This window comes from Pseudomonas sp. LB1P83 (assembly GCF_054897885.1).
This window is the reverse complement of the sequence record NZ_CM142709.1, coordinates 679,926-692,502: the sequence shown is the minus strand read 5'-3', so window position 1 is coordinate 692,502 and position 12,577 is coordinate 679,926. Positions and strand designations below refer to the sequence as shown.

The window sequence follows — 12,577 nt, the reverse complement described above, 5'->3', positions numbered from 1 at the left end:
AAAGCGGTAGCGGTGATTACACGCCGCCTGCGGTGAGCTTCTCTGGGTTGAGTAATTCTTCCAGTTGGCTGCGCGTCAGGTCGGTGTGCTCCAGGGCGACATCAATCACCGGTCGGCCCTGCTGATAGGCCTTCTTGGCGATTTCAGCGGCTTTTTGGTAACCAATGATCGGGTTGAGCGCGGTCACCAGGATCGGATTGCGCGACAGCGCCTCTTTAATTCGCGCCTCGTTGACCTTGAAGCTGGCGATGGCCTTCTCACCCAGCAGATGACTGGAGTTGGCCAGCAATTCGATGCTGCTCAGCAGGTTCTGGGCGATGATCGGCAGCATCACGTTCAATTCGAAATTGCCCGACTGACCGGCGATGGTGATGACGGTGTCGTTGCCGATCACCTGGGCGGCGACCATGGCGGTGGCTTCCGGGATGACCGGGTTGACCTTGCCGGGCATGATCGAAGAACCCGGCTGCAAGGCTTCGAGTTCAATTTCGCCGAGGCCGGCCAGCGGGCCGGAGTTCATCCAGCGCAGATCGTTGGCGATTTTCATCAACGAAACCGCTGTCGCTTTAAGCTGTCCGGAGACCGCAACCGCAGTGTCCTGGGAGCCGATCAGCGCAAACAGATCCTTGCCCGGTGTGAATTGAACGTGGGTCAGCTCGCTCAGTTGTTGGCTGAACCGCGCAGCGAATTGCGGATGCGCATTGATCCCGGTACCTACCGCCGTGCCACCCTGAGCCAGGGATTGCAGACTCGGCAGCAAGTCCTGCAAATGGCCGATGTTGGCCTTGAGCTGTTGCGCCCAGCCATTAAGCACCTGGCTCATGCGCACCGGCATGGCGTCCATCAAGTGCGTGCGACCGGTTTTGACGTGGTGATGAACCTCTTCAGCCTTGTGCTCGATCACCTGCACCAGACGCACCAGCGCCGGCAGCAGTTGCTCATGCAACGCGAGTGCAGCGCTGACATGGATCGTGGTGGGGATGATGTCGTTGCTGCTTTGGCCGCAATTCACATGGTCGTTCGGGTTCACCGGCTCGCCGAGCAGACGGCTGGCCAGGGTGGCGATCACTTCATTGGCGTTCATGTTGGAACTGGTGCCGGAACCGGTCTGGAAAATATCCACCGGGAAGTGCTGCATGAAGTCGCCCTGAAGCAGACCCAGCGACGCATCGACGATGGCTTTGCCCTGGGATTCACTGATTTGCTTGAGCTCGACGTTGGCACGGGCAGCGGCAGCTTTGGCCAGAATCAGCGAGCGGATGAACTGCATGGGCATCGGCTTGCCGCTGATCGGGAAGTTATCCACTGCGCGCTGGGTCTGCGCGCCATAGAGCGCATCCACCGGGACCTGAAGCTCGCCCATGCTGTCGCGTTCAATGCGTGTCTTGGTCATCAGAAAATCCTTGCACCAGTTCTATGAGAGGAATCGAGGGTTGCAACTCGCAGGTCGCCAGTTGCCAGGTGTAGCTTTGCCAGCGCTTGAGGCGGCATTTGCACAGAGAGAGGCGTTCCAGATCGCGCAAAGGGCGCCAGGCCTGGTCCAGGCAGTAAGTGCGCCAGTGCCAGGGCAGCGCGACATCGGCGGCGGTGTCGAGCAACAAGCGGAAAGACGTTTCGGAGATGGTCCAGGCAGAAGTGGCCGTGCAGCACGCCAGATACCGACCTTCAGCCAGGTAATGTTCGATCAGGCGCGGTTCATCGGGGTCCATTGCGCAACGGATCTGGCGACTCATCCAGCGCCAGCTTTCGAGGTAAGGCATCTCGTGCAAGGCAGAACTCATGATCCGGGCTCATTCGGTAATGAGATTTATTATTAGATGATAATGAGAACCAAAACAACCCCAGCAAAATAGACGAGGTCCCTGTAGGAGCGAGCCTGCTCGCGAAGGGGCCATCACATTCAGCATCTTTGTTGACTGATACACCGTCTTCGCGAGCAGGCTCGCTCCTACAGGGCCGGCGCAAAGGTATAAAAAAAGGCGCGCCACCCAGTGGGTGGCGCGCCTTTTTGTGTAGCGGTAAGGGTCAACTGCCCGCGACTGTCATCCGCTCAATCAACACCGAACCGGTGCGAATGTTGCTGCGCAGCTCCAGATCATTACCCACCGCAACGATCTGCTTGAACATGTCGCGCATGTTGCCGGCGATGGTCACTTCCTGAACCGCGAACTGGATTTCACCGTTCTCGACCCAGTAACCCGCCGCACCGCGTGAGTAGTCGCCGGTAACCATGTTCAGGCCCTGGCCCATCAGCTCAGTAACCAGCAAGCCACGACCCATGCGGCGCAACAAGGCGGCCTGATCTTCATCACCATGGGTGACGAACAGGTTGTGCACGCCACCCGCGTTGGCGGTGCTCGGCATACCAAGTTTGCGTCCGGAATAGGTGCCGAGGATGTAGGACACCAACTCGCCTTTTTCGACGAACGGTTTGGCGTAAGTCGCCAGGCCATCGCCATCGAACGCCGAACTGCCCATGGCGCGCATCAAGTGCGGACGCTCATCGATGGTCAGCCATTCCGGGAACAGTTTCTGACCCAGCGTGCCTTCGAGGAACGACGACTTGCGATACAGGCTGCCGCCGGAAACCGCCGAGAGGAAGCTGCCGAACAAGCCACCGGCCAGTTCCGCGGAAAACAGCACCGGCACTTCGCAGGTCGGCACCGGACGCGCACCCAGTCGGCTTGCGGCCCGTTGCGCAGCACGCTGGCCAATGCTCACCGGGTCGGCCAGCAAGTTGCCCTGACGGTTTACGTCGTACCAGTAATCACGCTGCATCTGGCCGTCGGCCTCGGCGATCATCACGCAGCTCAGGCTGTGACGGGTCGACGCATAGCCACCGATAAAGCCGTGACTGTTGCCGTAAACACGGCAGCCTTGATGGGTGCTGAGGGTAGTGCCGTCGGCATTTTTGATCCGGCTGTCGGCAGCAAATGCTGCTGCTTCACAGGTAAGGGCCTGCTCGATGGCTTGCTCAGGGGTGATGTCCCACTGGTGGAACAGGTCGAAATCCTGCAGATCCCTGGCCATCAGCGCGGCGTCTGCCAGGCCGGAAGCTTCGTCTTCGGAGGTGTGTTTGGCGATGGCCAATGCAGCAGCGACGGTTTCACGAATCGCCTCAGGACCACTGGCCGAGGTGCTGGCCGAGCCTTTGCGCTGACCGACGTACAAGGTGATGCCAAAGCCCTGGTCGCGGTTGAATTCGACGGTTTCGACTTCACGCTGGCGCACCGAGGTGGACAGGCCCTGCTCCAGGGATACCGCCACTTCACAGGCACTGGCACCCTGACGCTTGGCTTCAGCGATGATCTGCTCGACTTGTTCTTGCAGTGCCGGCAACGCTTGTGGGCCGACGCTTTCAACTGCACTCATGCTGTTCTCCACTCAAATTCTGCTTTCGGCTGGGGCCTTCGAGCGACCGGGCCGGACAAGCGGCCCCCGACTGGTTATCATGGCGGCGTTTCTTTGCGGACGGCCACCATGGTTGATTCTTACGACGACTCCCTCGATACGGGAGAAAAAAGCAAATCCCAGGTTAAACGCGAGCTTCATGCTCTGGTTGACCTCGGCGAGCGCCTTACAACGCTCAAGCCTGACTTGCTGGCAAAACTGCCGTTGACCGACGCTATGCGCCGGGCACTGGCCGATGCGCCCAAGCACACCGCGAATATCGCGCGTAAACGGCACCTTATGTTCATCGGCAAACTGATGCGCGATCAGGACACTGACGCCATTCTGACTCTGCTCGATCAACTCGATGCCTCCACCCGGCAGTACAACGAACGTTTCCATGGCCTGGAACGCTGGCGCGATCGCTTGATCGCGGGCGACGATGCAGTCCTGGAGAAGTTCGTGCTCGACTACCCGGAGGCTGATCGTCAGCAGTTGCGCTCCCTGATCCGTCAGGCCCAGCACGAACTGGCGACCAACAAGCCACCGGCATCGAGCCGTAAAATCTTCAAGTACATCCGTGAGCTGGACGAGACTCAACGCGGTCTGCGTTAAGTCCCGAATCGGGTGAATCGCCAAGCGGTTCACCCGAAGCTCCATCCTTTATGATCCTGTGCCACCCACAGTGATCGCATCAATTTTCAGCGTTGGCTGGCCGACACCCACCGGCACCGACTGCCCATCCTTGCCACACGTCCCCACGCCGCTGTCCAGCGCCAGATCGTTACCGACCATCGACACCTTGCTCATAGCTTCCGGGCCGTTGCCGATCAACGTCGCGCCTTTCACCGGGACAGTGATTTTGCCGTCTTCGATCAGGTACGCCTCGCTGGTGGAGAACACGAATTTGCCACTGGTGATGTCCACCTGACCGCCGCCGAGGTTGGCGCAGTAGATACCGCGCTTCACCGAGGCGATGATTTCTGCAGGGTCGCTTTCACCCGCCAGCATGTAGGTGTTGGTCATCCGTGGCATCGGCAGGTGCGCGTAGGATTCACGACGACCGTTGCCGGTGCGGGCCACGCCCATCAGGCGCGCGTTGAGCTTGTCTTGCATGTAGCCCTTGAGTACGCCGTTTTCGATCAGCGTGGTGCACTCGGTCGGGGTGCCTTCGTCGTCGACGCTCAGGGAACCGCGACGACCAGCCAGCGTGCCGTCATCGACGATGGTGCACAGCTTGGAGGCAACCATCTCGCCCATGCGCCCGCTGTAGGCCGAACTGCCCTTGCGGTTGAAGTCGCCTTCCAGACCATGGCCGACCGCTTCGTGCAGCAGCACGCCGGACCAGCCCGAACCCAATACCACCGGCAACGTACCGGCCGGCGCAGGAATGGCTTCAAGGTTGACCAGCGCCTGGCGCAGCGCTTCACGGGCGTAGCCCATGGCGCGGTCATCGCTGAGGAAATAGCGGTAATCGGTACGCCCGCCACCGCCATGACCACCGCGCTCGCGACGGCCGTTTTGCTCGACAATCACGCTGACGTTGAAGCGCACCAGAGGCCGCACATCGGCGGCCAGGCTGCCATCGGTCGAAGCGACAAGAATGCGTTCCCAGACCCCGGCCATGCTCACGGTGACTTGCTGGATACGCGGGTCGAGGGCGCGAGTCGCGACATCGATGCGCTTGAGCAGCTCGACTTTTTCGGCGCGGCTCATCACTTCCAGCGGGTTGTCCGGCCCGTACAACTGGGCGACATCCGCCGTGGTGAAGGCCTGCACCGTGCCGTTCTGCCCGGCGCGGGAGATCGAACGGGCCGCACGAGCCGCTGCGCCAAGGGCTTCGAGGGTGATGGCATTGCTGTAGGCGAAACCGGTTTTTTCACCCGATTGCGCACGCACGCCCACACCTTGGTCGAGGTTGAAGCTGCCTTCCTTGACGATCCCGTCTTCCAGCGCCCAGGACTCGGAAATCTGCCCCTGGAAATACAGATCCGCGGCATCGATGCCCGGGCCGGCCAGATCGCCGAGCACACCTTGCAGGCTCTCGATCGTTACGCCACCGGGCGCCAGGAGGTGTTCACTGACGGAGGACAACAACTCGCTCATATGTTTACGCCTTAAATTCGTCGTTCCGGGCAGGTCGCTGTGCGCCCTGCGAGAAAAAGCGCCGGTGACTGGACACCGGCATCCGCGCCCTGATGGACGCCTGTTCGCTGCTATCGCGTTCGGCCAGCAGCACGGCCTCGCCTTGATTCTGTTGTGCCAGCACCCGTCCCCAAGGGTCGACAATTGCGGCATGGCCCCAGGTTTCCCGAGGTCCCGGATGCGTCCCACCCTGGGCGGCCGCGAGCACATAACACTGAGTCTCGATGGCCCGCGCGCGAATCAGCACATCCCAATGCGCCGCGCCGGTCACCGCGGTAAACGCCGACGGTGCGGTAATCAATTGCGCGCCCGCAGCACGCAGTTCGCTATACAACTCAGGGAAACGCAGGTCGTAACACACCGTCAGGCCAACCCGGCCGACAGGCGTGTCCGCCACCACGACCCCACTGCCATAAGCATAGTCATCGGACTCGCGATAACGCCCGCGATTGTCCGCCACGTCTACGTCGAACAGGTGCAACTTGTCGTAGCGCGCCACCGTTTCGCCCTGATCATTGACCAGCAACGAACAGGCATGCGCCTTGGACGTCGGATGGTCCACCGGCGGCAACGGCAATGTGCCGGCCACTATCCATAACTTGAGGTCGCGGGCGGTCTGTTTCAACCACGGCAGGATCGGACCTTGACCCAACGCCTCGGCGCGGCCGATGTCGGCAATGTCGCGACGGCCCATGGCGGCGAAGTTTTCCGGCAGCACAGCAAGCTGCGCGCCACCGGCGGCGGCCTCTTCGAGCAGACGCCGGGCCTGGGTCAGGTTGGCCAGCACATCGCTCTGGCTGACCATTTGAATCACCGCAAAAGACATGCCCCCTCCTTACTTGAGATGTCCACACCGACCTGTGTAGCAGCTGCCGAAGGCTGCGTCCGGCTGCGCAGCAGTCGTAAATCCGGATTGCACGGTTTGTCTGAATGACCGCGCTGGCTGATTTTACGACTGCTTCGCAGCCGAACGCAGGCTTCGCCAGCTGCTACAGGGAGCCTGCGTACGGCCATGCTACTCCATCGGCGTGGTCAAAAAGGCTTGTCGAAGGTGATTTTCGGCTCTTTCCATGGGCCTTTGACCGTGTATTTGACGCTGGCGAAACGTGCCACGCGGTCACCGATCAGCTTGTCGATCAAGAACAGCGCACCGCCGATGGCCGGTGCGCCGACAATCAACGCGGCAATCGGCAGGTTGTTGGTCACAGGCAACGTCACCAGCAGTTTCGCGTCAATCTGATCGCCCACCAGATTCAGGGTACCGTTCAGTTCAATGTTGCTCGACGGGCCGGTCAGCAGAATCGGCTCCTTCGTCACATAAACCCCGTTGGTCGCGACCAGCAGACCTTTGACCCGGTCATAACTCAAGCCTTTACCGAACAGGTCGGAGAAGTCCAGGCGCAGACGGCGACCGATGGAGTTGAAGTTGAGCAGGCCGAATACTCGCAGGGCCTGGGCGCTGCCCTCGACTTCAACGAACTGGCCTTTATTCAGCGAAGCATCGAGCGTACCGGAGAAACGTTTGGTGGCCAGCCACGCCGGTGAACCGGGCCAGCGACCGTCGACGTCCATATGAAACTCTTCACTGGTAACGCTCGGCGCAAAGCCCCAGCCTTTCAGCACATCAGCAAGATTCTTGCCGCTGATCCGTCCTTTGTACCAACTGCTGGAGCTGCCGGGGATGCCTTCCCAGCCGCCAGTGCCTTGCAACAGAATGCCCTTGAGGCCCAGGTCCAGCGTATTGAGCGCAATACCCTTGGCGGTCGGACGGACTTTCAGGTACCAGGCGCCCACGAGATCCTGTCCCTGGAACAGCTGATTGATGGTGATATCCAGCGCCGGAATCTTGGTCGGGTCCACCGAGGCCAGCGGATCCGGCGAGTTTTCGTCGGCCAAAACCGTAGGATCCGGTGCCGGCAACCGCACGGTTTGCAGATTGATCGCAATCGGCGCGCCTTTCGCATCGGGGATGCTCGCGCTGCCCTTGACCTGCTGACTGTCGAGTTGCAAGGCCCACGCTGCGGCTTTGCGATTCAACTGAACCGACGCCTGATCGAGCGTCGTGCCGATACCGCTGAGCTTGCCGACCTTGAAGTCCGCACTGCTGAGCAACTGCTTGGCATTGCCGCCCGGATCCTGGCCGGCGTACTTGTCCACCAGATCCTTCCACGGGCCGACATCCAGTTCCGACAGCACGCCGCGCACTCGCAGCCCTTTGGCGCCGGGCAGCACGGCACTGCCGCCGCCCAGGAACAACTCGCCACGACCGTCGGCAAAATTGCCGTTCGGCGCCGCAAACGTGAAATCTGCCAGCTCACCATAGTTGACCCAGTAACGGCGCTCCGCCCCTTGCAGGGTCATGCGGAACGTGGTGTCACGGCCGACATCGGCGGCCATGCCGAATGGCGCGGGCAAATCGATTGCCACGCCTTTGAGGCTGGAATTGACCATCAGCTGGCTGTCGGGGCCATCCAGGTTCAGTTGCAACTGATACGGGATTACGCCGGACACCGGCAACGGCTGGGTGACGCTCAACCAATCCGTGAGTTTCTTGACCTCGACCTGACCGGATGCAGTGACGCGGGTCTTGAGGTTGCCCGCACTGCCGTCGGCAAAAATCTGCGCGGTGACCGGTTTGTCGAAGGCGCGTGCGGTGATGTTCTGTCCGCTCAAACCCTTGGCGCTGTCGAAACGGAAATCGCCCTTGAGTTGCGTCAGCTCCAACGAGGGTTCGGCCAGCTTCAAGCGAGCCTTGGCGGTCTTGAAGTCGACGAGAATCTTCGGCTGCTCGCCTTTGACCAGCGGAATATCCAGCTTCAACTTGCCTTGCAGATCGCCATCGCCTTCCCATCCGGCAAAGGTTTCAGCGGTGCCGATCGGCGCTTCCTGAAGAATCTTCAAGCCATCACCCAACCCGCCGGAAAACCCGCCGTCGAGGAACAGGTGAACGCTTTGCCCTTCCGGCGCATGGGGAATATTGACGTAAATGTCGCGAACCTGAGTGTCGAGCAACTGGCCCTTACTGGCCAGGATCCGCACGCCGCTGTCTTCAACAAACACGTCACCGGTGACTTTGCTGACATGCGGCCAACCCGGCTGGAACGCCAGTTCGGCATCGTGAACCTTGAAGAAAAGACTGATGCTGCGGGCAGCGTCGGCGGCGCCGTGGTTCAGCGAACCTTGATACTGGAAGAAGCCCTGGTCTACCGCGCCTTTGAGAATCGCCGTGCGCAGCCATTCGTCCAGTGCCGGGCTGAGCATGGTCGGCAGGTACTTGGCGGTGTAGCGACCATCGCCGTCCACCAGGCCGACCCGCAGGTCCATGTAGTCTTCCTGGGTGTGATCGAAATGCAGGCGGATCAGGAAGTCACCGGCAATCTTGCCCTCCTCGCCCAGCACCTTCAGGTACGGCGCGATCAGGGTGAAGCGTTCTTTGTCGAGCTTCCAGGTCAACCGGGCGTTGGCCTGGATGTATTGCCATGGCTTGGCAAAAATCGGGTCCAGGTGCAGGACAAAGTCCTTGCTGTCCATCCGCAGTTCGCCCTGACCGAGGTCGCCGCTGATGCTGCCGCTGACGTTCCGTGCTGCCGGGGCGCCGTGATAGGCGTCGAAGCCGACCTGATCGAGGTTGGCGGCGAAGCTGAACTTGCTGTCATCGGTGGCATTGGGCCGCAGATCGATCAGCACGTTGCGCAGCCCACCGGTCACCTTGAGTCGCTCGACCGCCGTGGCAACGCCTTCGGGCAGCGGCCCCAAGGCGTTTATCAGCGGAGTAAGCGGGGTGAGATCGAGGCGATCGGCTTGCAAGTGCCAGAGTTCTTCAGTCTTGTCGGTCGCAGCGGTCTGTCGAAGTTGCAGGTGTGATTCCCAGCGGGTCTCGCCAAAGTTCATGGCCAGGGAGTCCAGGGTCACCAGCATGCCTTCGGCGCTGCGCTGGAAATAGCCATTGAGCGCCAGATTGTTGATCTGAATCGGCTTGCGTTCGGCGTACGCACCCTTGAGTTGCGGCGCGTTCAAGCGAATGGCGCCGCTTTGCAGCACACCCTTGCCCCAGTTCACCCAAAGCTCGCCACCGGCCTTGATCTCGGAGAAGTTCCATTGCCGGGTCAGGCGCTCGGGCAACCATTTCGACCAGTCGCTTTGCGGCAGGCTCAGGTAAGCCTCGGCCTCGCCGTCCTTCCACTGGCTGGCGCGCAGACGGGTGCGCAGGGTCATGGCCACTGGCTGGCCGTCAGGCAGGGTCAAACGGGCATCAAGGCGCTGACGGGAGACGCCGGTTTTCAGGTTCAGGCCGACATAGGTCAAGGTCAGCGGCGGATGGTCCTGTGGCTGCAAGGTCACCTGGCTGTCGATCACCGACAGTTGCTGGACCATTTGCATGCGATTGAGCAACTGCTCCGGATCAAGCGGCTGATCCTGTTGCACCGGCAACCCTTCCAGCGCCCAATGTCCGTCCGCGCCTTCCTTTAGGCTGATCTTCAGGCCGTTGAGTTCCAGGTGGGCGATGCGAACATCGCGAGCCAGCAAGCTTTCCCAAAGGTCCGGCACCGCTCGTACCTGATCCAGGTGCAGGGCGTTGGCGCCCTCGCCGACCGTCACATCGTGGGCCAGCAAAATCGGCGCGAAGCCGCTCCAGTTTCCTTCCAGCTTGCCGATTTGCAGCGGCATGCCCAAGGCCGCGCTGGCTTTGGTTTCGACGTCGGCACGGTATTCGGCCACCAGGGGCGTCAGCTCTCGGCCGAGGCTGACGTACAACGCCATCAACACCAAGACCAACGCGCACAGGCCAAGACCCCAGCGGGTCAGTGCGGCCAAAATGCGTGTCAGACGTTCCATGTCAGTTGGCTCCCATGGCAAAAATACTGCAAAAAGCTGAGGCCAGCCGTTCTAGTAGGGTTGAAACACAGCGATTCAGAGCAGCACCACGTCGTATTGTTCCTGGGAATACATGGTTTCCACCTGGAACCGAATGGTGCGTCCGATAAATCCTTCCAGCTCGGCGACATTTCCCGACTCTTCATCGAGCAAACGGTCGACGACTTTCTGGTTCGCCAATACACGATAGCCTTCCGCTTGATAGGCACGCGCCTCGCGGAGGATTTCGCGGAAAATTTCGTAGCAGACCGTTTCCGGCGTCTTCAGCTTGCCGCGGCCCTGACAGCTGCTGCACGGCTCGCACAGCACTTGTTCGAGACTTTCGCGGGTGCGCTTGCGCGTCATCTGCACCAGGCCCAACTCGGTGATGCCGATGATGTTGGTCTTGGCGTGGTCGCGCTCCAGTTGTTTTTCCAGCGTGCGCAGGACCTGGCGCTGATGCTCTTCGTCTTCCATGTCGATGAAGTCGATGATGATGATCCCGCCCAGATTGCGCAGGCGCAGCTGGCGGGCGATGGCGGTCGCGGCTTCGAGGTTGGTCTTGAAGATGGTTTCTTCGAGGTTGCGATGGCCGACGAACGCCCCGGTGTTGACGTCGATGGTGCTCATGGCTTCCGCCGGATCTACCACCAGGTAACCGCCGGACTTGAGCGGCACTTTGCGCTCGAGGGCTTTCTGGATTTCGTCTTCGACGCCGTACAGGTCGAAAATCGGCCGCTCGCCCGGGTAATGCTCAAGACGATCGGCGATTTCCGGCATCAGTTCGGCGACGAACTGCGTGGTTTTCTGGAAGGTTTCCCGGGAGTCGATGCGGATCTTCTCGATCTTCGGGCTCACCAGGTCGCGCAAGGTACGCAGCGCAAGGCCTAGGTCTTCGTAGATCACACTCGGTGCGCCGATGGTTTTGATCTGTTCGTTGATCTGATCCCAGAGACGGCGCAGGTAGCGGATGTCCATGAGGATTTCATCGGCACCGGCCCCTTCGGCAGCGGTACGCAGAATGAAACCGCCCGCCTCTTTGATGCCTTCTTTGGCCACGCAATCGGTGACGACTTGCTTGAGACGTTCGCGCTCGGCTTCGTCTTCAATCTTCAGCGAAATGCCAACGTGGGCCGTGCGCGGCATGTACACCAGATAGCGCGACGGAATCGACAGTTGAGTCGTCAGGCGTGCGCCCTTGGAGCCGATCGGGTCCTTGGTGACCTGGACCACCAGGCTCTGGCCTTCGTGAACCAGCGCGCTGATGCTCTCCACCGTAGGGCCTTCACGCAGGGAAATTTCCGAAGCGTGAATGAACGCGGCGCGGTCCAGACCGATATCGACGAAGGCCGCCTGCATGCCCGGCAATACCCGCACCACCTTGCCCTTGTAGATGTTGCCGACGATCCCGCGTTTTTGCGTGCGCTCGACGTGGACCTCTTGCAGGACACCGTTTTCGACCACCGCCACGCGCGATTCCATCGGCGTGATGTTGATCAGGATCTCTTCACTCATGGCAGGGTCTCGTTCAGGCATGTTCACGATAATGGCCGCATCTTGTCAGTACGACGCTCAGCGCGCGTTAAGGGTTTGCCAACAGGGTATGCCGAAATGGCCGAGCAGCTCAGCGGTTTCGCACAGCGGCAGTCCGACCACCGCCGAGTAGCTGCCATCGAGCCCGGCGACAAACACCGCGCCCAGTCCTTGAATGCCATAGCCACCCGCCTTGTCACGGGGTTCGCCACTGGCCCAGTAAGCCGCCGCTTCATCGCGAGCGATGTTGCGAAAGCGCACCAGACTGCGCACCACCCGGGACTCACAACGCTCGCCATCAAGCACTGCAATGGCGGTCAGCACTTCGTGCTCTTGCCCCGCCAACATCATAAGCATGGCGCACGCGTCAGCTTCGTCCACCGGTTTGCCGAGAATTTTCCCGTTGAGCACTACTGCGGTGTCGGCGCCCAGCACGCAAAAATCGGCGGCGGACACGACCGTGCCGCGCCCGGCCTCGGCTTTGCCGCGCGCCAGGCGCTCGACATAGGCCGACGGGGGTTCTTGAGCTAAAGGGGTTTCATCGATGTCCGCGCTGATGGCGGAGAATGGCACGCCGATCTGCGTGAGCAGTTCACGCCGACGCGGCGAACCTGAGGCGAGGTACAGCTGTGTCATCAAGACATCTCCCTGTCTG

At 60.8% G+C, this 12,577-nt stretch carries 9 protein-coding genes; 1 reads left to right on the top strand and 8 read right to left on the bottom strand.

Annotated elements, in window-relative coordinates; all coding sequences use genetic code 11:
- Positions 1–16: 16 nt before the first annotated feature.
- The 3 genes from ACYZTY_RS02970 to pmbA form a co-directional block, all read right to left on the bottom strand.
- Positions 17–1,393 carry a class II fumarate hydratase gene (locus tag ACYZTY_RS02970; protein ID WP_461957239.1) on the bottom strand — a complete coding sequence of 459 codons (1,377 nt, stop codon included), beginning with the start codon at positions 1,391–1,393 and terminating at the stop codon, positions 17–19.
- A complete protein-coding gene (locus ACYZTY_RS02965) occupies positions 1,374–1,781 on the bottom strand; it encodes a FagA protein (protein WP_461957238.1) in 408 nt (135 codons plus the stop codon). Before ACYZTY_RS02965 ends, ACYZTY_RS02970 begins: the two co-directional genes overlap by 20 nt.
- A gap of 244 nt (positions 1,782–2,025) precedes the next feature.
- Positions 2,026–3,372, bottom strand: coding sequence for a metalloprotease PmbA (gene pmbA, locus ACYZTY_RS02960; RefSeq protein ID WP_461957237.1), 1,347 nt, complete (start codon positions 3,370–3,372; stop codon positions 2,026–2,028).
- Positions 3,373–3,480: 108 nt separating this feature from the next.
- Between pmbA and yjgA the strand changes: the two genes are divergently transcribed.
- Positions 3,481–4,005, top strand: a complete 525-nt coding sequence (yjgA, locus tag ACYZTY_RS02955) for a ribosome biogenesis factor YjgA (RefSeq protein WP_007901505.1) — start codon at positions 3,481–3,483, stop codon at positions 4,003–4,005.
- Positions 4,006–4,053: 48 nt separating this feature from the next.
- On the opposite strand, the gene tldD is transcribed toward yjgA, so the two are convergent.
- The 5 genes from tldD to ACYZTY_RS02930 all read right to left on the bottom strand — a co-directional run bounded on the left by tldD (position 4,054) and on the right by ACYZTY_RS02930 (position 12,558).
- Entirely contained in the window at positions 4,054–5,496 is a 1,443-nt protein-coding gene (gene tldD / locus ACYZTY_RS02950) for a metalloprotease TldD (protein WP_461957236.1), read from the bottom strand.
- 4 nt (positions 5,497–5,500) lie between these two features.
- On the bottom strand, positions 5,501–6,361 hold the full coding sequence (locus ACYZTY_RS02945; RefSeq protein ID WP_461957235.1) for a carbon-nitrogen hydrolase family protein: 861 nt from the start codon (positions 6,359–6,361) through the stop codon (positions 5,501–5,503).
- Positions 6,362–6,567: 206 nt separating this feature from the next.
- A complete protein-coding gene (locus ACYZTY_RS02940) occupies positions 6,568–10,371 on the bottom strand; it encodes a YhdP family protein (RefSeq protein WP_461957234.1) in 3,804 nt (1,267 codons plus the stop codon).
- 75 nt (positions 10,372–10,446) lie between these two features.
- The gene (rng, locus tag ACYZTY_RS02935) at positions 10,447–11,904 is read right to left on the bottom strand and encodes a ribonuclease G (protein WP_131061223.1); all 1,458 of its coding nucleotides are present in this window, start codon (positions 11,902–11,904) and stop codon (positions 10,447–10,449) included.
- A gap of 57 nt (positions 11,905–11,961) precedes the next feature.
- Positions 11,962–12,558, bottom strand: coding sequence for a Maf family protein (locus ACYZTY_RS02930; RefSeq protein WP_461957233.1), 597 nt, complete (start codon positions 12,556–12,558; stop codon positions 11,962–11,964).
- Positions 12,559–12,577: the final 19 nt, after the last annotated feature.